Origin of the sequence: Streptomyces sp. NPDC044571 (genome assembly GCF_040647115.1) — a bacterium.
Taxonomy (GTDB): domain Bacteria; phylum Actinomycetota; class Actinomycetes; order Streptomycetales; family Streptomycetaceae; genus Streptomyces.
This window is the reverse complement of sequence record NZ_JBEZBN010000022.1, coordinates 48,836-74,963: the sequence shown is the minus strand read 5'-3', so window position 1 is coordinate 74,963 and position 26,128 is coordinate 48,836. Positions and strand designations below refer to the sequence as shown.

The following is a 26,128-nucleotide window of genomic DNA, read 5'->3' as shown; positions in this document are numbered from 1 at the left end:
GCCCCGGCTCCGGTGCGACCCCCGAGGACGGGCCCGCGTTCGTCCCCGAGGAGGCCGGCCCCCGCGACGGCGCCTTCCTGTCGGTGCGCGACCTCAAGGTGCACTTCCCGACCGACGACGGCCTGGTCAAGTCCGTCGACGGGCTCTCCTTCGACCTGGAGCGCGGCAAGACGCTCGGCATCGTGGGCGAGTCCGGCTCGGGCAAGTCGGTGACCTCGCTGGCCATCATGGGCCTGCACCGCACCGGCAACGCGCGCAGCCGCCCGCACATCTCGGGCCAGGTCGTCCTCGACGGGGAGGACCTCGTCCGGGCCGACGCGGACCACGTACGCAAGCTGCGCGGCCGCAAGATGGCGATGGTCTTCCAGGACCCGCTGTCCGCGATGCACCCGTACTACTCGGTCGGCAAGCAGATCATCGAGGCGTACCGCACCCACCAGGGCGTCGACAAGAAGACCGCCCGCACCCGGGCGGTCGAGATGCTCGACCGGGTCGGCATCCCCGAGCCCCACCGGCGCGTGGACGCGTACCCCCACGAGTTCTCCGGCGGTATGCGCCAGCGCGCGATGATCGCGATGGCGCTGGTCAACAACCCCGAACTGCTCATCGCGGACGAGCCGACCACCGCCCTGGACGTCACCGTCCAAGCGCAGATCCTCGACCTGATCCGCGACCTGCAAAAGGAGTTCGGCTCCGCGGTCATCATGATCACGCACGACCTCGGCGTGGTCGCCGAGATGGCCGACGAGATCCTCGTGATGTACGGCGGCCGGTGCGTGGAGCGCGGCACCGCGGAGAAGGTCTTCTACGGGCCCCGCCACCCCTACACCTGGGGCCTGCTCGGCTCCATGCCGCGCATCGACCGCGACCAGACCGAGCGCCTGATCCCGGTCAAGGGCTCCCCGCCCAGCCTCATCAACATCCCGAGCGGCTGCGCCTTCAACCCCCGCTGCCCCTACGCCGACGTCCCCAAGGGCGGCATCACCCGCACCCAGCGGCCCGAGCTCACCGAGGACGACAGCCGGCACTGGTCCGCCTGCCACATGTCGCAGGAGGAGCGGACCCGGATCTGGACCGAAGAGATTGCGCCGAAGCTGTGACCGACATGAAGAAGGACACCGTCCCCGCGAAGGACTCCGCCTCCGAGGCGGAGCCGCTGCTGAAGGTGACCGGCCTGGTCAAGCACTTCCCCATCAACAAGGGGCTGCTGCGCCGGCAGGTCGGAGCCGTCAAGGCCGTGGACGGCATCGACTTCGACGTCCGGCGCGGTGAGACGCTGGGCGTGGTCGGCGAGTCCGGCTGCGGCAAGTCGACCATGGGCCGGCTGATCACGCGCCTGCTGGAGCCGACGGGCGGCACGGTCGAGTTCGAGGGGCGCGACATCACGCACCTCGGGGTCGCCGGGATGCGTCCGCTGCGCCGCGACGTGCAGATGATCTTCCAGGATCCGTACGGCTCGCTGAACCCGCGGCACACCGTGGGCACCATCGTCAGCGCCCCCTTCAAGCTCCAGGGCGTGGAGCCGGAGGGCGGGCTCAAGGCGGAGGTGCAGCGCCTCCTGTCCCTGGTGGGCCTCAACCCGGAGCACTACAACCGCTACCCGCACGAGTTCTCGGGCGGCCAGCGCCAGCGCATCGGCATCGCCCGGGCGCTGGCCCTGAAGCCGAAGCTGGTCGTCGCGGACGAGCCGGTCTCGGCGCTGGACGTGTCGATCCAGGCCCAGGTGGTCAACCTGTTGGACGACCTCCAGGAGGAGCTCGGCCTCACGTACGTGATCATCGCGCACGACCTGTCGGTCATCCGGCACGTGTCCGACCGGATCGCGGTGATGTACCTCGGCAAGATCGTGGAGCTGGCCGACCGCAAGTCGCTGTACGAGAACCCGATGCACCCGTACACCAAGGCGCTGCTGTCGGCCGTGCCTGTGCCGGACCCGCGCAGGCGCGGGGCGAAGAGCGGGCGGATCCTGCTCAAGGGCGACGTCCCGTCCCCCATCTCCCCTCCCTCCGGCTGCCGTTTCCACACGCGGTGCTGGAAGGCCACGCAGATCTGTACGACGCAGGAGCCGCCGCTGGCGGCGCCGGCGACCGGCCACCAGGTGGCCTGCCACCACCCGGAGAACGCCCCCGACCAGGCCCCGGGCGACGCCGCCCTGCCGGGCGCGGCGGACGCGGTGGCGGTGGTCTCGGAGTAACCCGAAGCCAGCCGGTGACCCGGGCCGAGTAGCGGTCGCCCCCGGGCCACCGGCTCACTTTCTTCACCACGCCGCGCCCGGCGGGGTCCGCGCGCCCCAGGCTGCGCGCCTGGCCCCGCCGTGCGCTCTCTCGCTGCGCGCCTCGCGGGCCCGGGCGCGCAGCAGCCAAGCCGTGTCCGCCGGGGCGTCGGGCGCGCCTGCCGACCGCGGGTGGCCCCGGCCCAGCCTGCGGGTGCCGGGGTTTGGCCGGCCCGCCGCGTGCCGGGGTGGCCGTTCGGGCGCGGAGAGGCCGGCCCTCGCGGCGCGGGCCCGGGCGCGCAGCAGTCAAGCCGTGTCCGCCGGGGCGCCCGCCACGCCCGCCGACCGGGTGCCCCCGGCCCAGCCTGCGGGTGCCGGGGCGGCGTGAGCCGGCAGCCGTGGACGGCTCCCGGCCGAGGGAGCGCCGGGCCGCCGGGCCGGCAGCGGCCCGGCTCCGTGAAGCCGCCGGCCAGGCGAGCGGCACAATGGGGCCGTGCTCCACGATCTCTTCCCGCCCGGCATCCAGCACGCCCTGGACCTCGCGGGCATCTTCGTCTTCGCCACGGCGGGCGCCCTGCTCGCCGTCCGCAAGAACTTCGACGTCTTCGGCATCGCCGTCCTCGCCCTGGTCACCGCCCTCGGCGGCGGCCTCTTCCGCGACCTCGTCATCGGCGCCGTCCCGCCCGCCGCCTTCGGCGAACTCAGCTTCTTCGTCACCCCGCTGATCGCCGCCGCGATCGTCTTCTTCCTGCATCCCGAGGTCCAGCGGATCAACACCGCCATCAACGTCTTCGACGCCGCCGGCCTCGGCCTGTTCTGCGTGACCGGCACCACCAAGGCCTACGAGTTCGGCCTCGGCCTCACCGCCTCCGCCGCGCTCGGCCTGGCCACGGCCGTCGGCGGCGGCGTCCTGCGCGACGTCCTCGCGGGCGAGGTGCCCCGGCTACTGCGGGACCGCGAGATGTACGCCGTCCCCGCCACCGTCGGCTCCTCCATGGTGGCCGTCTTCATCGGCTTCGACGTCCTGAACGCCCTGACCACCGCCCTGGCGATCGTCACCACCTTCGTTCTGCGCCTCCTCGCCATGCGCTTCCACTGGCGGGCCCCACTGGCCTGGAACCGCCGTTCCGCAGTGGCCGAAGAGCCCTAGCAAAAGCTACCGCTTAGTAGCTTGCCGTTGTAGGGTCGTTCCATGTCTTACGCAGCGGCCCAGGCCTCCATCGGCGACAGCGAGTTCGACCGCGACACCACCCTCACCGCACGCGCGGACGAGCCCGGGGTGTACGACGCGGAGCTCTCCGCCGGATGGACCATCATCAGCGCCGTCAACGGCGGCTACCTGCTGGCCCTGGTCGGCCGGGCCCTGTCGGCGGCCCTGCCGCACCCGGACCCGTTCACCGTCTCCGCCCACTACCTGACCTCCTCGGTGCCCGGCCCCGCCGTGGTCCGCACCGAGGTGGTCCGCGTGGGGCGCACCCTCTCCACCGGCCAGGCCTCCCTCTTCCAGTACGACGAGAACGGCGCCGAGGTCGAGCGCATCCGCGTCCTCGCCTCCTACGGCGACCTCGCCGCCCTCCCGGACGACGTCCGCACCACCGCCGTGCCGCCGCAGATCCCGCCCTACGAGGACTGCCTCGGCCCGGAGGCCGGCCCGGCCCCGATCCCCGGCAGCAACGCGATCGTGGACCGGCTCCGGCTGCGGCTGGACCCGGCCACGGCGGGCTGGGCGCTCGGCGCGCCGTCCGGCAAGGGCGAGATGCGGGCCTGGTTCGAACTGGCCGACGGCCGCGACGCGGACCCGTTCTCGCTGCTGCTGGCGGTGGACGCGCTGCCGCCGACCTGCTTCGACCTGGGCCTGATCGGCTGGAGCCCGACCGTGGAGCTCACCACGCACATCCGGCAGCGGCCGGCGCCGGGCCCGCTGCGCATCGCGATCACCACGCGGAACCTGGCCGGGGGCTTCCTGGAGGAGGACGCCGAGGTCTGGGACTCGGCGGACCGCCTGGTGGCCCAGTCCCGCCAACTGGCCCGCGCCCCGCGCTAGCCCCGCACTGCGCATCCCCGGGCCGCACGCCGGCCCCGTCGCACCGGCGTACGGCCCGGGGGCCGGGGCTCGTAGAATCGGAGGATCATGGCCTACCTCGACCACGCAGCCACCACCCCGATGCTCCCGGAGGCCGCCGCGGCGATGACCGCGCAGTTCGCCGCCACGGGCAACGCCTCCTCCCTGCACGCCGCCGGCCGCCGCGCCCGCCGTACCGTCGAGGAGGCCCGCGAGGCCCTCGCCGAGGCGCTCGGGGCGCGGCCGAGCGAGGTGGTCTTCACCGCCGGCGGCACGGAGGCCGACAACCTCGCCGTCAAGGGCCTCTACTGGGCCCGCCGCGGCGCCGACCCCGCCCGGACCCGGGTGCTCGCCAGCCCCGTCGAGCACCACGCCGTCCTCGACGCGGTGCACTGGCTCGCCGAGCACGAGGGAGCCCGGGTCGAGTACCTGCCGGTCGACCGGTACGGGCGGGTGCACCCCGAGGCCCTGCGTGAAGCCGTCGAACGCAACCCCGACGACGTGGCGCTGGCCACCGTCATGTGGGCCAACAACGAGATCGGCACCGTCATGCCGGTGCACGAACTCGCCGCGGTGGCCACCGAGTTCGGGATCCCCCTGCACTCCGACGCCGTCCAGGCCGTCGGGCAGCTCGACGTCCGCTTCGGCGACAGCGGGCTCGCCGCCATGACCGTCAGCGGCCACAAGATCGGCGGCCCGTACGGCATCGGCGCGCTGCTGCTCGGCCGCGACCAGAGCCCCGTCCCCGTCCTGCACGGAGGCGGCCAGGAGCGGCACGTACGCTCCGGGACCCTCGACGTGCCCGCCGTCGCGGCCTTCGCCGTCGCCGCCGTCCTCGCCGCCGAGCGGCGTGAGCGGTTCGCCGCCGAGATCGGCGCCCTGCGCGACGAACTGGTCACCGCCGTGCGCGCGGCGGTGCCGGACGCCGTCCTCGGCGGGGACCCGGTCGACCGGCTGCCCGCCAACGCCCACTTCAGCTTCCCCGGCTGCGAGGGCGACTCCCTGCTGCTCCTGCTCGACGCCCAGGGCATCGAGTGCTCCACCGGCTCCGCCTGCACCGCGGGTGTGGCCCAGCCCAGCCACGTCCTGCTGGCCACCGGCACCGACCCGGACCTGGCCCGCGGAACCCTGCGGTTCTCGCTCGGACACACCTCCACCAAGGAGGACGTCGCGGCCGTGGCCGCCGCGATCGGCCCGGCCGTCGCGCGCGCCCGTACGGCCGGATTGGTCTGAGCCCCTGAGGGGCCGCGGTGCGCGCGGCCGGAGCGGCTACTGGAGCTGGGAGAGGTCGACGGATTCACCCGGCCGCGGGGTGCCGGCGGGCACCGGCTTGTCGTAGTCGGAGAAGTCGGCCTTCCCCTTCTGGCCGTCCTGCCGTCCCTCGACCCGCAGCAGCCGGGGCTTGCCCTCGGTGGCGACGTAGTACGTGCTCGACTCGTCCTCGGAGCGGCTGGTGACGGTGATCGCCTTCGCGCCGTCGACGGTGGCCTTCCCGCCCTTCGCAAGGCTCTCGGAGGCCGGCCGCGATGCGTACTTGCGCTGGAACCCGGACAGATCGCAGACCTCGCTGAACTCGTGCAGCAGGGCGTTGCGGGTGCTGCCGTGGATCCAGCGGCCGTTGATCAGCTCGGCCGCGTCCTTGCCGCTGGCACCCGGGATCTGGGACTGGAAGAACTTCGCGTCGGGTTTCAGCCACACGTCCTCCCCCCGCTTGACGATGTCCGCGTGACCGCCGTTCCCGGGCAGCCCGACGGCGCCGGTGCAATTGCCGTCCACGTCGAAGCGGAGGTCCAGGGTCGTCGTCCCCGCCGCGTCCTCGACCTGTGCCTGCATCCGGACGGACTTCGCCTCGTCCAGCGCCTTCCGCGCCTTCTGGACGATCACCTGGGCGCTGTCGTCCTCGACGCCGTTCCCCTGGGGGGCCGCGACTCCCGTCAGCAGTCCACCGAGCGCCCCGGCGGCCAGGCCCAGCGCCGCGCCCCGCAACCCGGACATCGCCTCACCTCCGACGAAAACCCGTCCCCGATCAGCCTAAGCCGGACGCCTGCACCCCGCAGTCCCGCCCGCCTCAGGCGGCCATGAGCGAGCGCACCAGGCCGAGGTACCGGTCCCAGTCCCAGTGCGGCCCCGGATCGGTGTGGTCGGCGCCCGGGACCTCCGCGTGCCCCAGGATGTGCCGGCGGTCCACCGGTATGCCGTACCGGCGGCAGACATCGGCGGCCAGCCGCGCCGAGGCCGCGTACATGGCGTCCGTGAAGTCCTGCGGGCGGTCCACATAGCCCTCGTGCTCTATGCCGACGCTGCGCTCGTTCATAGAGCGGTTCCCCGAGTGGAAGGCCACGTCCAGCTCGCGCACCATCTGCTCCACATGCCCGTCCTGGCGCACGATGTAGTGGGCCGAGGCCCGGTGCCACGGGTTCTTGAAGGCATCCACCGAGGACGCGAAGCTGCCCTGCGTGACATGCACGACGATCCGGTCCACCCGGTAGTCGTCGGGCCGGTCCGCCAGCCGCCAGTTCGCCGGCGAGGCCGCCGTCCAGCTCGCGCCCGCGTGGTCCAGCGCGCCCTCCTGGCGCGGCTTGCCCACACCCGGCAGCAGCCACCAGGCGCGGCCGATCTCGTCCCGTCCGGCGACCGCCGCCACCGTGAAGACCCCGAGACCCCCGAACAGCACCGCCCTGCGGGTCCTGCCCTTGTTCCCCATGTGATCCACCCCCCGCATCCGAGAACGCGCTGTGACCCGTCCCGGTTCCCCCGTACCCTGGACGGTGCTATGACTGAGAACCTGCCGCGCACCGCCCGCCCCCTTCGCGTCCTGGCCGCCATGTCCGGCGGCGTGGACTCCGCCGTCGCCGCCGCCCGCGCGGTCGAAGCCGGGCACGACGTGACCGGCGTCCACCTCGCGCTCTCCGCGAACCCGCAGTCCTTCCGGACCGGCGCCCGCGGCTGCTGCACCATCGAGGACTCCCGCGACGCCCGCCGCGCCGCCGACGTCATCGGCATCCCCTTCTACGTCTGGGACCTCGCCGAGCGGTTCCGCGAGGACGTCGTCGAGGACTTCATCTCCGAGTACGAGGCCGGGCGCACCCCGAACCCCTGCCTGCGCTGCAACGAGAAGATCAAGTTCGCGGCGCTGCTCGACAAGGCCCTCGCCCTCGGCTTCGACGCCGTCTGCACCGGCCACTACGCCACCGTCGTCGAGAACGCGGACGGCTCCCGCGAGCTGCACCGCGCCTCCGACATGGCCAAGGACCAGTCGTACGTCCTCGGCGTCCTCGACGAGAAGCAGCTCGCCCACGCCCTCTTCCCGCTCGGCGACACCCTCACCACGAAGGACGAGATCCGCGCCGAGGCCGAGCGCCGCGGGCTGGCCGTGGCGAAGAAGCCCGACAGCCACGACATCTGCTTCATCGCCGACGGCGACACGCAGGGCTTCCTGGCGAACCGCCTCGGCAAGGCCGAGGGCGACATCGTCGACGAGGCCGGGGCGAAGGTCGGCACCCACGACGGCGCCTTCGGCTTCACCATCGGCCAGCGCAAGGGCCTGCGGATCGGCCACCCCGCCCCCGACGGCAAGCCGCGCTACGTCCTCGACATCTCCCCGGTGAACAACACCGTCACCGTCGGCCCCGCCGAGGCCCTCGACGTGAGCGCCCTCACCGCGATCCGCCCCCGCTGGTGCGGCTCCACGCCCGCCGCCCCGGGCACGTACACCGCGCAGCTGCGCGCCCACGGCGGCGAGACCGAGGTCTTCGCCGAGCTCGTGGACGGCGAGCTGCGCGTCTCCTTCACCGAGCCGGTCCGCGGCGTGGCGCCCGGCCAGGCGATCGTCCTCTACGACGGCACCCGCGTGGTCGGCTCCGCCACGATCGCCACGACGGAGCGCGTCGCCGCCGGCGTCTGACGCCGCGGATCAGGCCACCGTCAGGACGATCTTGCCGGTGGTCCGGCCGCGCTCGCCGAGCTCGTGGGCCTGCGCGGCTTGCGCCAGCGGCAGCACCGTGTCGATGACGGGGCGCAGCCGCCCGTCCTCGACCAGCGCCGCGATCTCCACCAGGCCCCGGTAGTCGGGCTCCACCAGCGTCCAGCCGGTGTGCACGCCGTCCGCCCCGTCCGGCACGTCGTCCGGGGAGGGCAGCGTCACCAGGTGCCCGCCGGGCTTGAGCACCTTCAGTGAGTGCTGCCCGTTGTCCCCGCCGAGCGAGTCGATCACCACGTCCACGTCGGACACCGCCTCGGCGAAGTCGGTGGTGCGGTAGTCGATCACCTCGTCGGCGCCCAGCTCGCGCAGCAGCTCGTGCTTGGCCGCGCTCGCGGTGCCGATGACGTACGCGCCGCGCGCCTTCGCGATCTGCACCGCCAGGTGGCCGACCCCGCCGGCCGCGGCGTGCACCAGCACGCGCCGGCCGGCGGTGACCCCGGCCGTGTCCACCAGGGCCTGCCAGGCGGTGAGTGCCGCCAGCGGCAGCGCGGCCGCCTGCGCGTGGTCGAGAGAGGCGGGCTTGCGGGCGAAGTGCCGGGCCGGACCCACCACGTATTCGGCGTAGCCGCCCGCCTGCCGCGGGAAGCTCGGCATTCCGTACACCTCGTCCCCGGGGGCGTAGAGCGTCACGCCCGGGCCGACCGCCTCGACGGTGCCGGAGACGTCCCAGCCCACGATCGGGGTCTCGCCCCAGGCGATCAGGCCGCCGCTGGCCCGGGTCTTCCAGTCGACGGGGTTCACACCGGCCGCGTGGACGCGTACCAGGATCTCGTTCAGGCCCGGCTCCGGGCGGTCGATCTCCCGCTCCACCAGGGTCTCGGGGCCGCCCCATCCGTTCACGACGATCGCACGCATGCCTGTTTCCTCATTCCATGGGATTCCGTCCGATACCGGGTCCTCCCCGGCGACACGTCCCACACTCGGGCATCGCAGGACTCCTTGGTATTGGCCGGATGGCCAGGGTGTGACAGGATCTGGCCATGCAGAGCGCACGGAAAACGACAGCGGAGGCCGTGGCCGGCCGGCGTACCCACCGGGTCGCGGTACTCGCGCTGCCCGGTGTTCCCCCCTTCGAGCTGGGCATCCCCTCCCGCGTCTTCGGCAGCGCCGTGGACGAGGCCGGGCAGGCCCTGTACGAGGTCACCGTCTGCACCGCCGACGGCCGCCCCGTGCTCAGCGACGCCGGGTTCACCGTCCAGCCCGCCGCGGGCCCGGAAGCCCTCGCCGCCGCCGACACCGTGATCGTCCCGCCCACCCACGCGATGCCCGAGCTGGCCCACGGCGGACCGCTGCCCCCCGAGGTCACGGCCGCCATCGCCGGGATCCGCCCGGGCACCCGCCTGGTCTCCATCTGCACCGGCTCCTACGTCCTGGCCGCGGCCGGCCTCCTCGACGGCCGCCCCGCCACCACGCACTGGAACCTCGCCCCCGAGTTCCGCCGCGCCTACCCGCGCGTGCTGGTGGACGAGGACGTGCTGTTCGTGGACGACGGCGACGTCCTGACCTCCGCCGGGGTCGCCGCCGGGGTGGACCTGTGCCTGCACCTGATCCGCCGGGACCACGGCACCACCGTCACCAACCGGGCCGCCCGGATGTGCGTCGTCCCGCCCTGGCGCGACGGCGGCCAAGCCCAGTACATCGACCGGCCCGTCCCCGCCCCCACCGTCGCCACCACCACCGCCACCCGCGCCTGGGCGCAGGAGCGGCTCGGCGAGCCCCTCACCCTGGCCGAGCTGGCCGACCACGCACGGATGAGCCTGCGCACCTTCACGCGCCGCTTCCGGGACGAGGTCGGCATGACGCCGGTGCAGTGGCTCACCGGCCAACGCCTCGAAGTGGCCCGTCAGTTGCTGGAGTCCAGCGACCTCCCGGTGGACCTGGTCGCACACCGGGCGGGCTTCGGCTCGGCCAACTCACTGCGCCAGCACATGCGGACGGCACTCGGCGTCTCCCCGATCGCCTACCGCCGCACCTTCCAGCCACACGGCCCGGCCGCCTCCGCCGTGACCCCGGAGGTAATCGCCACCGGGGCCGTCCTCTGACAGCATCGGCTCAACGGCGCGGAACACCGGGCCGGTTGACAGGGGAGACGACCATGACCGCCTATGCCATCGGCCACATCCGTCCCGAGACCATGAACGAGGACATCCTCCGGTACATCGAGGAGATCCAGTCGACCATGGACCCCTTCGAGGGCCGGTTCCTCGTCCACGGAGCGAAGGTCGAGGTCCTGGAGGGCGCCTTCCCCGGGGACCTGGTGATCATCGCCTTCCCGGACATCGAGCGCGCCCGAGCCTGGTACGCCTCACCCGCCTACCAGGAGATCCTCCCGCTGCGCACCCGCCACATCCCGGGCGACGTCCTCCTCGTCGAGGGCGTCCCGACCGACTACGACCCCACCACCACGGCCGCCGCCCTCCGCACGGCCGCCGGCCTCTGATCCGGCCGACTGCCACCGGCTCCGCGGGCGGGGGACGCGGTGTGACCCCCGCCCGGGTGCGCGGACGGGCACTGCGGGCGGGGCGCGGACACTGCGGTGGTGAGTCGAGGACGAGCGGTCACCGCCGGGTCCTGCCGGGACTCGGCCAGGATCCGCGAGCCGAGACGAACTTCCGGAGTGGCCCCCCCGCCCCGCCACCCCACGCTCCCGCGCGGCACCGCCACGGCCCAGAAGCCCCCGCCCGCTGGAGCGGCCCGGACCCGGGGCCGGCCAACCGCCCGCCCCACCCGACCCGCGCCAGGGCACAGCTCCGCAGCCGGCCGCGGGCCGACCCGCCCCGGCCGCAGCCCAGGCCGCCGGGCCGATGCCGGCCGGCCCGGGGACCCGGCCCACCGGCACCTGCGAGCATGACCCCATGCCTACTCACCTGATCACCGGCGCCGGCTCCGGCATCGGCGCCGCCGTCGCCACCCGCCTGCACGCCCGCGGCGACGACCTCGTCCTCCTGGCCCGCGACGCCGCCCGCGCCAAGCAGCTCGTCGAGCGCTACCCCGGGTCCCGCACCCTCGTCGGGGACCTCGCGGACCCCGACCGGCTGTCCTGGGCCTTCTCCAAGCAGGCCGTCCCCGAGCGGATCGACTCCCTCCTCCACATCGCCGGCATCGTGGACCTCGGCCCCGTCGGTGAGCTGCGCCCCAAGACCTGGCACCAGCAGCTCAACGTCAACCTGATCGCCCCCGCCGAGGTCACCCGGCTGCTGCTGCCCACTCTGCGCGCCTCCAAGGCCACCGTCGTCTTCGTGAACTCCGGCGCCGGCCTGACCGCCCACGCCGACTGGAGCGCCTACGCCGCCTCCAAGCACGGCCTCAAGGCCCTCGCCGACTCCCTGCGCGCCGAGGAGAAGGCCAACGGCATCCGGGTCACCTCCGTCTACCCGGGCCGTACCGCCAGCCCCATGCAGGCCAAGGTGCATTCCCAGGAGGGCAAGGCGTACGACCCCGCCGCCTGGATCGACCCCGAGTCCGTGGCGACCACCATCGTCATGGCCGTCGACCTGCCCCGCGACGCCGAGGTCAACGACCTGAGCGTGAGGCCGGGCCGATGAGCGCGAACGCCACGGGAGTCGGGTCCCTGCCCGGCGGTGACGCCCGCGAAGCCGCCAAGACGGTCACCGGATCCTTCGAGGAGTTCCCGTACCTGCCCGAGCTGCCAGCCCGCGGGCCCGGCGCGGACATGATCGGCCGCTCGCTCGGCCTGCTCGTCGAGCTGTACGCGCACGTCGAGCCCAGCGGCTGGCGGATCAGCGACCGCCCCGGCCGCGACACCCGGCGCGCCCGGTCCTGGCTCGGCGAGGACCTGGACGCCCTGGAGGAGTTCACCCAGGGCTACGAGGGCAGGCTCAAGGTCCAGGCCGTCGGGCCGTGGACCCTGGCCGCCGCCCTGGAACTGCACGGCGGCGAGGCCGTCCTCCAGGACGCCGGGGCCTGTCGGGACCTGGCCGCCTCGCTCGCCGAGGGCCTGCGCGGACACCTGGCCGACGTCCGCAGGCGCATTCCGGGCGCCGAGATCGTCCTCCAGTTCGACGAGCCCTCGCTCACCGCCGTCCTCCAGGGCCGGGTCCGCTCCGCCAGCGGCTACCGCACCTACCGGGCCGTGGACCGCCAGGTCGTCGAGGGCACGCTGCGCGACCTGTTCGCCGTCCACGAAGGGGAGGTGATCGTGCACTCCTGCGCCCCCGAGGTCCCCTTCGGCCTGCTCCGCCGGGCCGGCGCGGCAGGCGTGTCGTTCGATTTCTCCTTGCTCACCGAGCGCGAGGACGACGCCATCGGGGAAGCCGTCGAAGGCGGGGCGAAGCTCTTCGCCGGAGTGGTGCCGGGCACCGACACCCCGTTGTCGGACCCGGGCGGTAGCGTCATGGGTGTCAGGAAGCTTTGGCGCAGGCTGGGGCTGTCCCCGGGGACTCTCGCCGAGTCCGTGGTGGTCACCCCGTCGTGCGGTCTGGCGGGCGCTTCGCCCGCCTATGCCCGCGCGGTGCAGGCGCACTGCGTCAGGGCGGCGAGGTCGCTCGCCGACAACCCTGAGTGACGGACGAGACGGGCCACGGGAGGACACGGCATGGCAGCCGAACAGAAGCAGGCCGGCGACGGCACGGCGGCACCGGCGGCGGTGCGTGAGCAGCACGCGCTGCTGGCCGAGCAGGTCGAGGAGCACCGCTTCCGGTACTACGTGAACGACCAGCCGGTCGTCAGCGACGCCGAGTTCGACCAGCTGCTGCGCTCGCTGGAGGCGCTGGAGGACCAGTACCCGGAGCTGCGCACGCCCGACTCGCCCACCCAGAAGGTGGCCGGGGCGTACGAGACGGACTTCGCCTCCGTCCAGCACCGCGAGCGCATGCTCTCCCTCGACAACGCCTTCGACGACGAGGAGCTGACGGCCTGGGCCGACCGGGTGGCGCGGGACGTCAACACGCCCGATGTCCACTTCCTGTGCGAGCTCAAGGTGGACGGCCTCGCCGTCAACCTCACCTACGAGAAGGGCCGGTTGACCCGCGCCGCCACCCGCGGCGACGGCCGCACCGGCGAGGACATCACGCCCAACGTCCGCACCATCGCGGAGATCCCGGACCGCCTCAAGGGCGACCGGATCCCGGAGCTGGTGGAGATCCGCGGCGAGGTCTTCTTCCCGATGGAGAAGTTCGAGGCGCTCAACGCGCGGCTGGTCGAGGCCGGTGAAAAGCCCTTCGCCAACCCGCGCAACGCGGCGGCCGGGTCCCTGCGCCAGAAGGACCCGAAGGTCACCGCCACCCGCCCGCTGCACATGGTGGTGCACGGCATCGGCGCGCGCGAGGGCTTCGAGATCGACAAGCTCTCGCACGCGTACGGGCTGCTGCGCGAGTGGGGCCTGCCGACGGCCCGGCACAACAAGGTGGTCTCCTCGCTCGCGGAGGTCAAGGAGTTCATCGCGTACTTCGGCGAGAACCGGCACTCCGTGGAGCACGAGATCGACGGCGTGGTCGTCAAGCTCGACGAGATCCCGCTCCAGGGCCGCCTCGGCTCCACCGCGCGGGCGCCGCGGTGGGCCATCGCCTGGAAGTACGCCCCGGAAGAGGTCAACACCAAGCTGGTCGACATCAAGGTCGGCGTCGGCCGGACCGGGCGCGTGACCCCGTACGCCCAGGTGGAGCCGGTCACGGTGGCCGGGTCCGAGGTCGAGTTCGCGACCCTGCACAACCAGGAGGTCGTCAAGGCCAAGGGTGTGCTGATCGGGGACACCGTCGTGCTGCGCAAGGCCGGCGATGTGATTCCGGAGATCCTCGGCCCGGTGGTGGACCTGCGCGACGGCACCGAGCGGGAGTTCGTGATGCCGGCCGACTGCCCCGAGTGCGGGACCGCCCTGCGGCCGATGAAGGAGGGCGACATCGACCTGCGCTGCCCCAACGGGCGGACGTGCCCCGCCCAGTTGCGCGAGCGGCTCTTCTACCTGGCCGGCCGCCAGTGCCTGGACATCGAGAACTTCGGTGCGGTGGCCGCGGCCGCCCTCACCAACCCGCTGGAGCCGGCCGAGCCGCCGATGCGCGACGAGGGCGACCTCTTCGGCCTCACGATGGAACAGCTGCTCCCCATCAAGGCGTACGTGCTGGACGCCGACAGCGGACTGCCCAAGCGCGATCCGAAGACCGGCGAGGAGAAGATCGTCACGGTCTTCGCCAACCAGAAGGGCGAGCCGAAGAAGAACGCCCTGGCCATGCTGGAGAACATCCGGGCCGCCAAGGAGCGCCCGCTGGCCCGGTTCATCAACGGCCTGTCGATCCGGCACGTGGGACCGGTGGCGGCGGAGACCCTGGCGCGCGAGTTCCGCTCCATCGAGCGGATCGAGGCGGCCACCGAGGAGGAACTGGCCGCGACCGAGGGCGTCGGACCGATCATCGCGGCGGCCGTCAAGGAATGGTTCGCCGTCGACTGGCACCAGGAGATCCTGCGCAAGTGGCGGGCCGCCGGAGTCCGGTTGGAGGAGGAAGGTTCCGCCGAGGAGGCGGGGCCGCGCCCCCTGGAGGGCCTGACGGTCGTCGTGACCGGCACCCTGCAGAGCCACACCCGCGACGGTGCGAAGGACGCCCTGCAGAGCCGGGGCGCCAAGGTGACCGGCTCCGTCTCCAAGAAGACCTCCTTTGTCGTGGTCGGCGACAACCCGGGCTCCAAGTACGACAAGGCCGTCCAGTTGAAGCTGCCCATCCTCGACGACGCGGGCTTCGCGGTGCTGCTGGAGCAGGGCCCGGACGCGGCACGCGAGGCGGCGCTCGTGGTGGACGGCGCCCCCGGAGCGGAGTAATACCTCTGGAGGGACTCGTCCCGGGAGGCGGTCCGGGCGAATGGATGCGTGGCGTGCGGCCGGACGGGCGGGCGTACGCCGGGCGCGACAGCGGGGGGCAAACGGCTGGTACAAGGCTGTTCGCAGGGCGGTGAGCTGTCGGATCATCGGATGGGTGACCCGGGGGTCCTGGTCCCGGCTCACCCGTTCGGCGGATACCGTACTGATGAGGATGGCTGGGTCGCATTCGGGCAACCGCCGCCGACCGCTGCCCCTGGGAGCCTCTCGCGTCCTACTGTTGAGGGGTGCGCCTGTCGTGCGCGGCTGCGTGATGGGTATTCCAGCCGTGATGGCATGACATCGGGGCCATCGCGTGACATCGGCATCCCCGGCTGTGAGAGGGACGGGCATGAAACCCACCGAAAGCGCCGACCCGTCACCTGATTTCGGCGGGGAGATCCCGTCCATGCGGACGGGCCGGCCCGGTGTCCTGGGTGCCAGGACACCGGACACCCGTCCGCTCGACGGCGGAGCGGGCCCCGGCGGAGCACGGCAGCGCACGGTGCTGCCCTTCCTCGTCGTGGGCCTAGCCGTCGTGGTGCTCGTCGCCGGCATCGCGTCCGCGCTGACCGACCGTCATGCCCTGTTCCCCGGCGGACCGGTCGGCTGGGCACTCGCCCTCCTCACCGGTGTCATCGTCGGGCACCTGGTCGCGCTGGGCCGCGACCGCTGGTGGGGCGGCACCGGCTCGGGCGCGGCGCTCACCCTGGGCGTGCTCGTCCTCTACGGGTGGGTGCCGGCCGCGCTCGTCTCCCTCGCGGTGGTCTCCCTGGTCGGGGCCGCGCGCCGGCACCGCTGGAGGCAGGGGCTGCTGCACGGCTGCGCCGACATCCTCGGCATCGGCGCGGGGGCGCTCGTCCTCGCCGCGTTCGGGCACGTCCCGACCGTCGAGGCGCCGTGGACGCCGACCGGCTGGGGGCTGGACGCCGCCCCCGAACTCGTCTTCGTTGCCGTGGCTTACCTGGTGGTCACCCGGACCCTGCTGTGGGCCGCCCTCGCGCCGCGCGGCAGACGGCCCGGCCTCGACCGGGCGGCCCTGCTCCGGCACGCCTTAGTCGCCGTCGCGCTGCTCGGCATCGCCCCGCTGATCTGCGTGGTCGCCGTGACGCAGCCGGTGCTGCTGCCGCTGTTCGCCGTACCGCTGATCGCCCTGGACTCCACCCTGTGGATCGCCCGCGCCCGCGCCGAGGAGCAGCTGCGCGATCCGCTGACCGGGCTGCCGAACCGGCAGTGGCTGCTGGAGCGGGCCTGGAGCGCCCTGGACGAGGCTGAACGTTTGGGCACCCGGTCAGCTCTTGTGCTGATCGACCTGGACCGCTTCCGCGCGGTCAACGACACCCTGGGCCACCTGGCGGGGGACCGGCTGCTGCTCCAGATCGCCGACCGGCTGCAACAGGCCCTCCCGGAGGACGCTGAGGCGGCCCGCCTCGGAGGCGACGAGTTCGCGGTCCTGCTGCCCACCACCGACTCCACCACCAGCGCCCAGCGGGTCGCCCGCCACCTGGTCGCCGAGCTGAGCTCCCCCCTCGACCTGGACGGGCTCACGCTCGTCCTGGAGGCCAGCGCCGGTCTCGCCGTCTTCCCCGACCACGCCCTGGACGCGGAGGGGCTGCTGCGGCGCGCCGACGTGGCCATGTACCAGGCGAAGCGGGACCGCACGGGCGTGGAGGTGTACGAGTCCAAGCGGGACAGCAACACCCCCGACCGGCTCGGCCTCCTCGGGGACCTGCGCAGAGCCCTGGACGCCGGCGAGGTGGAACTGCACTACCAGCCCAAGGTCCGCTTCGACGGGCAGGTGGCCGGCCTCGAAGCCCTCGTGCGGTGGGTCCACCCGGAGCGGGGGCGGGTCTCGCCGGACGAGTTCATCGCGATCGCCGAGACCTCCGGCCTGATGCCGCACCTCACCGAGTACGTCCTGGAGACCGCCTTGGCGCAGGTGGCCCGCTGGCGTGCCCAGGGCCTGAAGGTCCCGGTGGCCGTCAACGTCTCGCCGCGCGACGTCCACACCCCGGGCTTCGCCGGGGCGGTGGCCGCACGGCTGGCCCGGCACGGGGTCCCGGCGAGCGGTCTCCAGCTGGAGATAACGGAACACGTCCTGCTGGAGGACCCGCAGCGGGCGGCGGACACGATGGCGGGCCTGACGGGCCACGGCGTCAAGATGTCGCTGGACGACTTCGGCACGGGCTACTCCTCCCTCGTTCACCTGCGCCGGCTGCCGGTGAGCGAGCTGAAGATCGACCGCTCGTTCGTGGCCCGGCTGGCCGTGGACACCCAGGACGCGGAGATCGTCCGCTGCACGGTGGACCTCGCCCACTCCCTGGGCCTGCTCGTGGTCGCCGAGGGCGTGGAGGACGACGAGACGTGGGAGCGCCTGCGCGACCTCGGCTGCGACGCCGTCCAGGGCTGGCTGGTCGCCGCCGCGATGCCCCCGCAGGAGGCGACGGCCTGGCTCCTGGCCCGCGGCGAACGCGGCTGGCGCCGCCCCGCGGACATCACCGCGGAACTCTCCATCGCCCCCACCCGGGCGGAATCCGCCCCCTGACGGCCCCCGCCCGGGGCCGCCGCGCAGGCAGCGGGACGGCCGTCCCGGGCGGGATTTCCCGGGGGTCCGGGGGAAACGGTTTCGTGGGTCCGGGGCCCGGCCCCATAGGATTGGGCACGAAACTACACACTCACCACCCCCAGAGGATCGCTGCATGCCTGGCATCACGCGCGAGGAGGTCGCCCACCTCGCTCGGCTGGCACGTCTGGAGCTCAAGGCCGAAGAGCTGGACCACTTCGCCGGACAGCTCGACGACATCATCGGCGCGGTCGCCCGCGTATCCGAGGTCGCCGACCAAGACGTCCCGCCGACCTCCCACCCGCTGCCCCTGACGAACGTCATGCGCGCGGACGAGGTCCGACCGTCGCTCACCCCCGAGCAGGCGCTTTCCGGCGCTCCCGCCCAGGAGCAGCAGCGTTTCAAGGTGCCGCAGATCCTGGGGGAGGACTAAGAAGCCATGACCGACATCATCAAGCTCACCGCAGCCGAGACCGCCGAGAAGATCGCCTCCGGCGAGCTCACGGCCGTCCAGGTCACCGAGGCCCACCTCGCCCGCATCGACGCGACCGACGAGAAGGTCCACGCCTTCCTCCACGTCGACCGGGAGGGCGCCCTCGCCCAGGCCCGCGCCGTCGACGCCAAGCGCGAGCGCGGCGAGAAGCTGGGCCCGCTGGCCGGCGTCCCGCTCGCCCTCAAGGACATCTTCACCACCGTCGGGGTCCCGACCACCGTCGGTTCGAAGATCCTCGAAGGCTGGATCCCGCCGTACGACGCCACCCTGACGCGCAAGCTCAAGGAAGCCGACGTCGTCATCCTCGGCAAGACCAACATGGACGAGTTCGCCATGGGGTCCTCCACCGAGAACAGCGCCTACGGCCCCACCGGCAACCCCTGGGACCTCACCCGCATCCCCGGCGGCTCCGGCGGCGGTTCCGCGGCCGCCCTCGCCGCCTTCCAGGCCCCCCTCGCCATCGGCACGGACACCGGCGGCTCCATCCGCCAGCCCGCCGCCGTCACCGGCACCGTCGGCGTGAAGCCCACGTACGGCGGCGTCTCCCGCTACGGCATGGTGGCCTTCTCCTCCTCCCTCGACCAGGGCGGCCCGTGCGCCCGTACGGTCCTGGACGCGGCCCTCCTGCACGAGGTCATCGCCGGCCACGACCCGCTGGACTCCACCTCCATCGACGCCCCGGTCCCGCCGGTCGTCGAGGCGGCCCGCAACGGCTCCGTCGCCGGCATGCGCGTCGGTGTCGTCAAGCAGTTCGCCGGCGAGGGCTACCAGGCCGGCGTCGTCCAGCGCTTCAACGAGTCCGTGGAGCTCCTCAAGGAGCTGGGCGCCGAGATCGTCGAGCTGGACTGCCCGTCCTTCGACCTCGCGATGGCCGCGTACTACCTGATCGCGCCGTCCGAGTGCTCCTCCAACCTGGCCCGCTTCGACGCCATGCGCTACGGCCTGCGCGTCGGCGACGACGGCACCAAGTCCGCCGAGGACGTCACCGCGCTCACCCGCGAGGCCGGCTTCGGCGACGAGGTCAAGCGCCGCATCATCCTCGGTACCTACGCGCTGAGCTCCGGCTACTACGACGCGTACTACGGCTCGGCCCAGAAGGTCCGCACGCTCATCAGCAAGGACTTCGAGAAGTCCTTCGAGCAGGTCGACGTGATCGTCTCGCCGACGACCCCGACCACCGCCTTCCCCATCGGCGAGCGCACCGACGACCCGCTGGCGATGTACCTCGCCGACCTGTGCACCATCCCGACCAACCTGGCCGGCAACGCCGCCATGTCGCTGCCCTGCGGCCTGGCGCCGGAAGACGGCCTGCCGGTCGGACTGCAGATCATCGCCCCGGCGATGAAGGACGACCGGCTGTACAAGGTCGGTGCCGCCGTCGAGGCCGCCTTCACCGCGCGCTGGGGTCACCCGCTGCTTGAGGAGGCTCCGTCGCTGTGAGTTCGAGTGCGCTGTCCAAGGCCAAGGGCTTCAAGAAGTCCAAGTCCGGTACGTACCTGTCGATCGGCACCACCGCCTTCGGTGCCATCAGCGTGATCAAGCAGGCCCGCAAGGCCCGCACCGAGAACGACACGCTGAAGCTGGTCGACGCCGTTGTGTCCGCCGCCGCCATCGTCACCGGCCTCGCGATCCTGTACCGCGAGCTGAAGCGCCTCGGCGACGACGACGTCCTGCTGGGCTGAGAGGGAAGTTTCACTGTGACCGTCACCGAACTGCTGTCGTACGAGGACGCCCTCGCGTCGTACGACCCCGTCATGGGCCTGGAGGTCCATGTCGAGCTCGGCACCAAGACCAAGATGTTCTGCGGCTGTTCCACCGAGCTGGGCGCCGAGCCCAACTCGCAGACCTGCCCCACCTGCCTCGGCCTGCCCGGCTCCCTGCCGGTCGTCAACGCGATCGGCGTCGAGTCGGCCGTCAAGATCGGCCTCGCGCTGAACTGCGAGATCGCCGAATGGTGCCGTTTCGCCCGGAAGAACTACTTCTATCCGGACATGCCGAAGAACTTCCAGACCTCCCAGTACGACGAGCCCATCGCCTTCAACGGCTACCTCGACGTACAGCTGGAGGACGGCGAGGTCTTCCGCGTGGAGATCGAGCGCGCCCACATGGAGGAGGACACCGGCAAGTCGCTGCACGTCGGCGGCGCCACCGGCCGTATCCACGGCGCGTCCCACTCCCTGCTGGACTACAACCGCGCCGGGATCCCGCTCATCGAGATCGTCACCAAGCCGATCGAGGGCGCGGGCGTACGGGCCCCCGAGGTCGCCAAGGCGTACGTCGCCGAGCTGCGCGAGGTCATCAAGGCGCTCGGCGTTTCCGAGGCCCGGATGGACAAGGGCCAGATGCGCTGCGACGTCAACCTGTCGCTGCGCACCAGCCCCGACGCCCCCTTCGGCACCCGCTCGGAGACGAAGAACGTCAACTCGCTGCGTTCCGTGGAGCGCGCGGCGCGCTTCGAGATCCAGCGCCACGCGGCCGTCCTCAGCGGCGGCGGCACCATCGTGCAGGAGACCCGGCACTTCCACGAGGAGGACGGCTCCACCACGGCCGGCCGCATCAAGGACAACGCCGAGGACTACCGGTACTTCCCGGAGCCCGACCTGGTGCCCGTCGCCCCGGCCCGTGCATGGGTCGAGGAACTGCGCGCCGGACTGCCCGAGATGCCGCGCGTGCGCCGCAACCGGCTCCGCGAGGAGTGGGGCGTCTCCGAGCACGACATGCAGTCGATCCTCAACGCGGGCGCCGTGGACTCCATCGTCGCCACGATCGAGGCGGGTGCCGACTCGGCCGCCGCACGCAAGTGGTGGATGGGCGAGCTCGCCCGCAACGCCAACGAGCAGGGCGTCTCGGTCGACGAGCTGCCGATCACCCCGGCCCAGGTCGCGCGCGTCGCGGCGCTGGTCGCGGCGGGCGACCTGAACGACAAGCTGGCCCGCCAGGTCATCGAGGGCGTCCTCGCCGGCGAGGGCACCCCGGACGAGGTCGTCGAGAAGCGCGGCCTGAAGGTCGTCTCGGACGAGGGCGCGCTCGGCGCGGCCGTGGACGAGGCCATCGCGGCCAACGGCGCGATCGCCGACAAGATCCGCGGCGGCAAGGTCGCCGCCGTCGGCGCCCTGGTCGGCGCGGTCATGAAGACCACCCGCGGCCAGGCCGATGCGGCCCGCGTCAAGGAGCTCATCCTGGAGCGCCTCGGCGTCTCCGCGTAGTCGCTCCGTCCGTACCACGGCGGCCCTGCACCGGATTCCGGTGCGGGGCCGCCGTGCGTCCGGCCCGGCCCTGGCCGGGGGCGCTGCCCGGTGGGGCGCTGCCCGGCGCGGCACGGTGCGGCTCGGGTCAGCGGTCAGCGGGTCAGCTGGGGGGCGGCGATGACGACGGTGCCGTTGTCGCAGCCCATGTCCACCTTGACGCGCAGCCGCAGGGCTCCCGTCACGTCCACCGACTGCGTGGCCGGCTTCCCGAGCTCGACGAGCTCGGAGAAGGCCGCAGGCTTCCCGTCGAGCGAGATGCTGCCCCGTCCCTTCTCGTGGCTGGAGCCGTCGTCGATCCCGGCGGTGAACTGCTTCCACTCGTGGTTGAGGTCGAACTCCGTGATCGCCTCGTCGTTGCAGTCGGGCTGCGCGATGAAGGCCGCCCCGTACTGCTTGGTGTTGATCTTCGCCGCCCCGACGGTGAAGTTGCCCAGCCCCGCGATGGGCGCCAATGGGGTCAGGTCCGCGGCCTTGATGTCCGGCGCGACGCCGCCCGGCCGGGTACCGCTCGCCGTGGGGTCGGGCGTCGCGGCCTCCGGACTCTCGCTCTCGCTCTCCGAGGGGTTGGGCGTCGGGGACTCGGCCTCCGCTGCGGCCGCGTCGGAGGCGGAGTTGCCGCCCTTGTTCCCCGAGGCCGCCTGGTCGGCGCCCTTGTCCTTGTCCAGAAGGCGTACGCCGAGCACCGCGAGGGCCGCGACGACCAGTACGGCGGCCACCGAACCCAGGACCAGCCCGGTCCGCCGCTTCTTCGACCGGGCCCGCCCCGGGGGCGGGGACTCGTGCAGCGGGTACGTCGGCCCGTATCCGGAGGGTACGTGCGCCTGCTGCGCCTGCTGCGCCTGCTGCGCCTGCTGCGCCTGCTGCGCCTGCTGCGCCTGCTGCGGGGCCGGGGGGCGGGGCCGGCGTGTGGGCCGGCGGCGGGCCCGCAGGCTGCGGAGGCACCACCGGCCTCGCCGGTACGGGAGCCGCAGCCGCAGCCGGATCGGGAGCCGCGTCCTGCACGGCCCGTTGCGAGGTGGAGGGGGTGGTGGACACCACCGCGTGCCGTACGTCCTTCATCCACGCGGCCAGGCTTATGGGCCGCTGCGTCGGGTCGCCCGCGTAGACGGCGGTGATCCGGTCCCGCTGCTCGGCGTCCAGGACGGCGATCTGTGGCAGCCCGGCCATCGCCCGGGCCGGCTGCTCCGGCGAGCTGGGCGGGGACTCCCCGCTCAGCAGGAAGTACGCGATGGCCCCGAAGGCGTACCGGTCGGCGGCCGGAGTCCGCTTGCCGTCGAAGACCTCGGGAGCCGCGTATCCCGGGGTGAACCGGACCTCGGCCGTCAATTTCCCCCCAGCGCCGATGCCTTGAGTGGCCATCAGCCTGGCCTGGCCGGAATCACACGGTCAATCGGAATGGTCAGTTTGCCGTGGGGAGGGCGCTCCGGTCGCCAGGGCCGCCGGCTCCCCGTCCTCCTGCGGGGCGTGGAGGAAGACGAGGCGGGCCTTCTTCGCCGGGAGGTGGACCTCGGGCAGGTCGATCTCGGGCAGGTCGACCTCCGGGCCGAGGACGAAGCCGGAGCGTTCCAGGAAGGCGAGGACCTTGGCGTTGCGCACGTCCGGCTCCCCGACCACCCGGCGGGCGCCCGCCGCGGAGAACAGGTAGGCCGTGAAGGCGCTGACCAGGGCCGCGCTGAAGCCGTGTTCGGGGTCGCCCTGTGGGGGACCGATCAGCAGGTGGATGCCGATGTCGCCGGGCCGGACCTCATAGCAGTCGCTGATCCGGTCCTCCGCGCAGTCGTACGTCTGGAACAGCGCGACCGGTTCGCCGTCGCGGTGGACGAGGAAGGCGTGGTGCGTGGTGCGGCGGTCGACGTCCTCGTAGATCTCCTGGACCAGCTCCCGGCTCGCCTCGCCCATGCCCCAGAAGCGGGCCCGCTCCTCGGTGACCCAGCGGTGGACGAGCGCGGAGTCGGCGGCCGGGTCGAGGGGGGTGAGGGTGACGGTGCCGAAGCCTCGGATGCGGCGGGTGAAGACGGCCTGCCGGGTGGAGGCCGGGGCGGGGCTCATGTCGATTCCTTGGTGAGGCGGGCCCAGTCGGTGACGACGGGGACGAGTGCGCAGCGGGCCCAGAGCGGGAGCTGGTCGCGGTGGTGGGCCGAGCCCGTGACGCCGTCCGCGCCGAGTGGGACCACCCAGAGGCTGTCCTCGCGGCGGGCGAGGTCCCATACGTAACGGGCCGCCGATGCGCGGGCGGTGAGGTCGGTGTAACCCGGGACGCTGGAGGTGGCGTTCACGCAGTCGTGGTCGCCGCTGAGGCCGGGCCACTCGGCCTCCGGGTCCGGGAGCGCCGCCCAGGGCGCGAGGCGGTGCACCTGGGACCACGGGATGTCGGGGGAGCCCGCCGCGGCCGTCTCCTCCAGGGCGGCCCGTACGTGGGCGACCCGGTCGAGATCGGGCAGGAGCGGGGTGGTCAGCAGCCCCTCCAGGGCGTAGCCGACGCGGGGGAGCAGGTACAGCCAGGGGTGGAAGACCTCGGGGCCGGTGGGCGCACCCGCCAGGTCCGCGAAGACGGGATCGGCGGCGAGGCGGCGTACGGTCCTGGCCCGGAAGGCCGAGAAGACGGTGGCGTCGGTGCTCTCGGGCGCCATGTGCCGGTCCCAGGCGAGCAGTCGGGTGCGCAGCGCGTCCGCAGCGGGGGACAGGCCGTCGAGCCCGGGCAGCAGGTCCAGCAGCGGGGCGGCCGAGGCCAGGTACGTGTCCCGGTGTACGTCGGCCATCGCCTTCGGGGACCAGTCGGCCGAGCCGGAGAGCAGCGCGCGGATGCGGTTGGCGCGGTGCGGGGGCGCGAACTCCACCCCGAGCGGGGAGGCGATGCCGCGGGCGTTGGCCATCACGGCGAAGCCCTGCACCGGCTCGGCGGGGGTCTCGGCCCAGCCCTGCCAGGCGTGCTGCGGATCCCACGCCGGCACCGGGCGCAGGCGGTTCGTGCGGTGCCGTAGCGGGACGGCGCCCGCGACGCGGTGCATCAGGCCGCCCTCGGAGTCGGCCGCGAGGACGACGTTGACGGGCTCGGCCCAGCCGTCGAGGGCGCGGTCGATGTCGGCGACAGTGCGGGCGCGCAGGAGTGCGGGCAGGGCGGCGAAGCCGAGGTCCGCGCGGACGCGGGGCGGGTAGCGCAGGGAGAGGGTCTGTTCCCCGTTCTCCCCGTTCTCCGCGTACGCCGCATTCTCCGCGCTCTCGATCTCCGCGTTGTGCATGGGGTGCTCGCGGGTGATCACCGGGCCGCGGGCGGTCTCCAGGACCTCCACCTCGACCGGGTCGGCCCCGGCGACGGTGATGGTCTCGGTGTGGCGGTGGACGGGCTCCCAGGTGCCGTCAGGGCCCAGGGCCTCGTAGCCGCCTGCGCCCGTCGGGCGCACCTGCTCCACGTACAGGTCCTGGTAGTCCGCCATCGCGTTGGTGATGGCCCAGGCGGCGGTGCCGGTGTGGCCGAAGTGGGCGAGGCCGGGCACGCCGGGGACGGCGAGGCCCAGGACGTCGTACTCGGGGCAGGCGAGCCGTATCTGCTGGTAGACGCCCGGGTCCTCGATGAACCGGTGCGGGTCGCCCGCGATGATCGCCGCACCGGTGGCGCTCCGCTCGCCGGGTACCAGCCAGCCGTTGCTGCCTGCGGTGCCGGGGCCGTCGGTGGCGAAGAGGGTGACGGCCTCGTCGCCGAGGGCGCGCGCCACGCGCTCGCGCCACAGCTTGGTGGCGAAGCCGGCGAAGAGGATGTGGGTGGCGATCCAGATGCCGAGCGGGACCCACGGCTCCCAGGGGGCGGGCGCGTGGCCGGTGCGTGCGAAGCGCTCGTCGCGGGCGCAGCCGCGGGCCAGGCCGTCGTTGACCCCGTCGACGTAGGCCCCGACCCAGGCCGCGGTGTCCGGGTCGAGGGCCGCATAGCAGCGCCGGGCGGTGTCGTCGAGGCGGCTCCGGCGGGCGAACCGGTCCCAGGTGACGCAGTCGGGGCCGAGGAAGGCGGCGCTGGTCCCCTGGGCGCGGCAGCGCTCGACCTCCAGCTGCCAGGCGCGGTCGGGGGCGGTGGTGCGGCCCTGCGCGTAGGCGAGCCCGAGCGGGTCGGCGGCCCGCAGATGGGGGATTCCCCAGTCGTCCCGGTACAGCTCGAAGGCATCCGCCTCCGCGGCTTCGGCGGTGTTCGCAAGACTCACTCGCACTCCCTGTTGTTAGGTAAGGCTGACCTAACTATAGAGAAGCTCGCGCGGGGAAGTGCTCAGGCTCCCGTGGTGCCGTCGATGCCCTCGCGGAGGAAGTCGGCGTGGCCGTTGTGCCGTGCGTACTCGTGGATCAGATGCAGCATCACCAGCCGCAGCGAGGCCTCCGCCTGCCAGCTGGGCACGTACGCCGTCACGTCGAGCGATTCGGTGGCCGCCTCGATCCGGCGGGCATGCCCTACCTCGGCCTCCCAGGCGGTGAACGCCTCCTCGCGGGTCGAGCCTGTGGCGTCGTAGGCGGCCTGGAAGTCGTGGTGGTCGGACCAGAGGTGGGGGAGGTCCTCCCCGTTCAGAATGCGGCGGAACCAGTGGCGCTCGACCTCGGCCATGTGCCGCACCAGCCCCAGCAGCGAGAGGGTGGACGGCGGCATGGAGGTGCGCCGCAGGTCCTCGTCGCCGAGGCCCTCGCACTTCCAGGCGAGGGTGGCCCGGTGGTAGTCGAGGTAGGCACGCAGGGTGTCGCGCTCATTGCCGGTCAGGGGCGGTCCGATGCGATCCATGGGTCGATCT

Annotated in this window: 23 protein-coding genes; 16 read left to right on the top strand and 7 right to left on the bottom strand. The window is 73.0% G+C overall.

Features of this window, described 5'->3' with window-relative positions; all coding sequences use genetic code 11:
* Positions 1 to 77 precede the first annotated feature (77 nt).
* The 5 genes from AB0B01_RS14510 to AB0B01_RS14490 all read left to right on the top strand — a co-directional run bounded on the left by AB0B01_RS14510 (position 78) and on the right by AB0B01_RS14490 (position 5,507).
* Positions 78 to 1,100, top strand: coding sequence for an ABC transporter ATP-binding protein (locus AB0B01_RS14510; RefSeq protein WP_361717649.1), 1,023 nt, complete (start codon positions 78 to 80; stop codon positions 1,098 to 1,100).
* Between the two features lie 5 nt (positions 1,101 to 1,105).
* On the top strand, positions 1,106 to 2,194 hold the full coding sequence (locus AB0B01_RS14505) for a dipeptide ABC transporter ATP-binding protein (protein ID WP_361717646.1): 1,089 nt from the start codon (positions 1,106 to 1,108) through the stop codon (positions 2,192 to 2,194).
* Positions 2,195 to 2,705: 511 nt separating this feature from the next.
* Entirely contained in the window at positions 2,706 to 3,362 is a 657-nt protein-coding gene (locus AB0B01_RS14500) for a trimeric intracellular cation channel family protein (RefSeq protein ID WP_361717572.1), read from the top strand.
* Positions 3,363 to 3,404: 42 nt separating this feature from the next.
* The gene (locus tag AB0B01_RS14495; protein WP_361717569.1) at positions 3,405 to 4,256 is read left to right on the top strand and encodes a thioesterase family protein; all 852 of its coding nucleotides are present in this window, start codon (positions 3,405 to 3,407) and stop codon (positions 4,254 to 4,256) included.
* Positions 4,257 to 4,343: 87 nt separating this feature from the next.
* Positions 4,344 to 5,507 carry a cysteine desulfurase family protein gene (locus AB0B01_RS14490; protein ID WP_361717566.1) on the top strand — a complete coding sequence of 388 codons (1,164 nt, stop codon included), beginning with the start codon at positions 4,344 to 4,346 and terminating at the stop codon, positions 5,505 to 5,507.
* Between the two features lie 36 nt (positions 5,508 to 5,543).
* On the opposite strand, the gene AB0B01_RS14485 is transcribed toward AB0B01_RS14490, so the two are convergent.
* Positions 5,544 to 6,269 carry a hypothetical protein gene (locus tag AB0B01_RS14485; protein ID WP_361717563.1) on the bottom strand — a complete coding sequence of 242 codons (726 nt, stop codon included), beginning with the start codon at positions 6,267 to 6,269 and terminating at the stop codon, positions 5,544 to 5,546.
* Positions 6,270 to 6,342: 73 nt separating this feature from the next.
* Entirely contained in the window at positions 6,343 to 6,978 is a 636-nt protein-coding gene (locus AB0B01_RS14480; protein WP_361717560.1) for an N-acetylmuramoyl-L-alanine amidase, read from the bottom strand.
* A gap of 69 nt (positions 6,979 to 7,047) precedes the next feature.
* Here AB0B01_RS14480 and mnmA point away from each other — a divergent pair, with 69 nt between their 5' ends.
* Positions 7,048 to 8,178, top strand: coding sequence for a tRNA 2-thiouridine(34) synthase MnmA (gene mnmA / locus AB0B01_RS14475; protein WP_361717557.1), 1,131 nt, complete (start codon positions 7,048 to 7,050; stop codon positions 8,176 to 8,178).
* A gap of 9 nt (positions 8,179 to 8,187) precedes the next feature.
* On the opposite strand, the gene AB0B01_RS14470 is transcribed toward mnmA, so the two are convergent.
* Positions 8,188 to 9,111, bottom strand: coding sequence for an NADP-dependent oxidoreductase (locus AB0B01_RS14470; protein ID WP_361717554.1), 924 nt, complete (start codon positions 9,109 to 9,111; stop codon positions 8,188 to 8,190).
* A gap of 125 nt (positions 9,112 to 9,236) precedes the next feature.
* Between AB0B01_RS14470 and AB0B01_RS14465 the strand changes: the two genes are divergently transcribed.
* The 10 genes from AB0B01_RS14465 (at position 9,237) to gatB (ending at position 21,323) form a co-directional block, all read left to right on the top strand.
* Positions 9,237 to 10,298, top strand: a complete 1,062-nt coding sequence (locus AB0B01_RS14465) for a helix-turn-helix domain-containing protein (protein WP_361717551.1) — start codon at positions 9,237 to 9,239, stop codon at positions 10,296 to 10,298.
* A gap of 53 nt (positions 10,299 to 10,351) precedes the next feature.
* A complete protein-coding gene (locus AB0B01_RS14460) occupies positions 10,352 to 10,696 on the top strand; it encodes a DUF1330 domain-containing protein (RefSeq protein WP_361717548.1) in 345 nt (114 codons plus the stop codon).
* A gap of 415 nt (positions 10,697 to 11,111) precedes the next feature.
* The gene (locus AB0B01_RS14455; protein WP_361717545.1) at positions 11,112 to 11,801 is read left to right on the top strand and encodes an SDR family oxidoreductase; all 690 of its coding nucleotides are present in this window, start codon (positions 11,112 to 11,114) and stop codon (positions 11,799 to 11,801) included.
* The gene (locus AB0B01_RS14450) at positions 11,798 to 12,781 is read left to right on the top strand and encodes a methionine synthase (RefSeq protein ID WP_361717543.1); all 984 of its coding nucleotides are present in this window, start codon (positions 11,798 to 11,800) and stop codon (positions 12,779 to 12,781) included. The genes AB0B01_RS14455 and AB0B01_RS14450 overlap by 4 nt, the downstream gene beginning before the upstream one ends.
* 30 nt (positions 12,782 to 12,811) lie before the next feature.
* Positions 12,812 to 15,025 (top strand): NAD-dependent DNA ligase LigA, encoded by a 2,214-nt coding sequence (gene ligA, locus AB0B01_RS14445; protein WP_361717540.1) that lies wholly within the window; start codon positions 12,812 to 12,814, stop codon positions 15,023 to 15,025.
* 388 nt (positions 15,026 to 15,413) lie between these two features.
* Positions 15,414 to 17,606 carry a bifunctional diguanylate cyclase/phosphodiesterase gene (locus tag AB0B01_RS14440; protein ID WP_361717538.1) on the top strand — a complete coding sequence of 731 codons (2,193 nt, stop codon included), beginning with the start codon at positions 15,414 to 15,416 and terminating at the stop codon, positions 17,604 to 17,606.
* 154 nt (positions 17,607 to 17,760) lie between these two features.
* Positions 17,761 to 18,057, top strand: coding sequence for an Asp-tRNA(Asn)/Glu-tRNA(Gln) amidotransferase subunit GatC (gene gatC, locus AB0B01_RS14435; protein WP_010984178.1), 297 nt, complete (start codon positions 17,761 to 17,763; stop codon positions 18,055 to 18,057).
* A gap of 6 nt (positions 18,058 to 18,063) precedes the next feature.
* The gene (gene gatA, locus AB0B01_RS14430) at positions 18,064 to 19,557 is read left to right on the top strand and encodes an Asp-tRNA(Asn)/Glu-tRNA(Gln) amidotransferase subunit GatA (RefSeq protein WP_361717533.1); all 1,494 of its coding nucleotides are present in this window, start codon (positions 18,064 to 18,066) and stop codon (positions 19,555 to 19,557) included.
* Positions 19,554 to 19,799, top strand: a complete 246-nt coding sequence (locus tag AB0B01_RS14425; protein WP_030295076.1) for a hypothetical protein — start codon at positions 19,554 to 19,556, stop codon at positions 19,797 to 19,799. The genes gatA and AB0B01_RS14425 overlap by 4 nt, the downstream gene beginning before the upstream one ends.
* A 15-nt stretch (positions 19,800 to 19,814) precedes the next feature.
* On the top strand, positions 19,815 to 21,323 hold the full coding sequence (gatB, locus tag AB0B01_RS14420) for an Asp-tRNA(Asn)/Glu-tRNA(Gln) amidotransferase subunit GatB (RefSeq protein ID WP_361717530.1): 1,509 nt from the start codon (positions 19,815 to 19,817) through the stop codon (positions 21,321 to 21,323).
* Positions 21,324 to 21,457: 134 nt separating this feature from the next.
* Here gatB and AB0B01_RS14415 read toward each other — a convergent pair whose 3' ends face one another.
* From AB0B01_RS14415 to AB0B01_RS14400, 4 genes are all read right to left on the bottom strand, one after another.
* Entirely contained in the window at positions 21,458 to 22,081 is a 624-nt protein-coding gene (locus tag AB0B01_RS14415; RefSeq protein ID WP_361717527.1) for an NPCBM/NEW2 domain-containing protein, read from the bottom strand.
* 670 nt (positions 22,082 to 22,751) lie between these two features.
* Entirely contained in the window at positions 22,752 to 23,414 is a 663-nt protein-coding gene (locus tag AB0B01_RS14410) for a GNAT family N-acetyltransferase (protein WP_361717524.1), read from the bottom strand.
* Positions 23,411 to 25,555: a penicillin acylase family protein gene (locus tag AB0B01_RS14405; RefSeq protein ID WP_361717521.1), complete on the bottom strand. Its 2,145-nt coding sequence runs from the start codon at positions 25,553 to 25,555 to the stop codon at positions 23,411 to 23,413. The genes AB0B01_RS14410 and AB0B01_RS14405 overlap by 4 nt, the downstream gene beginning before the upstream one ends.
* A gap of 62 nt (positions 25,556 to 25,617) precedes the next feature.
* A complete protein-coding gene (locus AB0B01_RS14400; RefSeq protein ID WP_361717518.1) occupies positions 25,618 to 26,118 on the bottom strand; it encodes a DinB family protein in 501 nt (166 codons plus the stop codon).
* Between the last annotated feature and the right edge of the window lie 10 nt (positions 26,119 to 26,128).

Excerpts from the sequence above, each read along its gene's own strand:
- mnmA (WP_361717557.1), top strand. The coding sequence starts at position 7,048 with ATGACTGAGAACCTGCCGCGCACCGCCCGCCCCCTTCGCGTCCTGGCC.
- AB0B01_RS14400 (WP_361717518.1), bottom strand. The coding sequence starts at position 26,118 with ATGGATCGCATCGGACCGCCCCTGACCGGCAATGAGCGCGACACCCTG.
- AB0B01_RS14485 (WP_361717563.1), bottom strand. The coding sequence starts at position 6,269 with ATGTCCGGGTTGCGGGGCGCGGCGCTGGGCCTGGCCGCCGGGGCGCTC.
- AB0B01_RS14450 (WP_361717543.1), top strand. The coding sequence starts at position 11,798 with ATGAGCGCGAACGCCACGGGAGTCGGGTCCCTGCCCGGCGGTGACGCC.
- AB0B01_RS14470 (WP_361717554.1), bottom strand. The coding sequence starts at position 9,111 with ATGCGTGCGATCGTCGTGAACGGATGGGGCGGCCCCGAGACCCTGGTG.
- ligA (WP_361717540.1), top strand. The coding sequence starts at position 12,812 with ATGGCAGCCGAACAGAAGCAGGCCGGCGACGGCACGGCGGCACCGGCG.
- AB0B01_RS14440 (WP_361717538.1), top strand. The coding sequence starts at position 15,414 with ATGAAACCCACCGAAAGCGCCGACCCGTCACCTGATTTCGGCGGGGAG.
- AB0B01_RS14490 (WP_361717566.1), top strand. The coding sequence starts at position 4,344 with ATGGCCTACCTCGACCACGCAGCCACCACCCCGATGCTCCCGGAGGCC.
- AB0B01_RS14480 (WP_361717560.1), bottom strand. The coding sequence starts at position 6,978 with ATGGGGAACAAGGGCAGGACCCGCAGGGCGGTGCTGTTCGGGGGTCTC.
- gatA (WP_361717533.1), top strand. The coding sequence starts at position 18,064 with ATGACCGACATCATCAAGCTCACCGCAGCCGAGACCGCCGAGAAGATC.
- AB0B01_RS14505 (WP_361717646.1), top strand. The coding sequence starts at position 1,106 with ATGAAGAAGGACACCGTCCCCGCGAAGGACTCCGCCTCCGAGGCGGAG.
- gatC (WP_010984178.1), top strand. The coding sequence starts at position 17,761 with ATGCCTGGCATCACGCGCGAGGAGGTCGCCCACCTCGCTCGGCTGGCA.
- AB0B01_RS14465 (WP_361717551.1), top strand. The coding sequence starts at position 9,237 with ATGCAGAGCGCACGGAAAACGACAGCGGAGGCCGTGGCCGGCCGGCGT.
- AB0B01_RS14460 (WP_361717548.1), top strand. The coding sequence starts at position 10,352 with ATGACCGCCTATGCCATCGGCCACATCCGTCCCGAGACCATGAACGAG.
- AB0B01_RS14455 (WP_361717545.1), top strand. The coding sequence starts at position 11,112 with ATGCCTACTCACCTGATCACCGGCGCCGGCTCCGGCATCGGCGCCGCC.
- AB0B01_RS14495 (WP_361717569.1), top strand. The coding sequence starts at position 3,405 with ATGTCTTACGCAGCGGCCCAGGCCTCCATCGGCGACAGCGAGTTCGAC.
- AB0B01_RS14410 (WP_361717524.1), bottom strand. The coding sequence starts at position 23,414 with ATGAGCCCCGCCCCGGCCTCCACCCGGCAGGCCGTCTTCACCCGCCGC.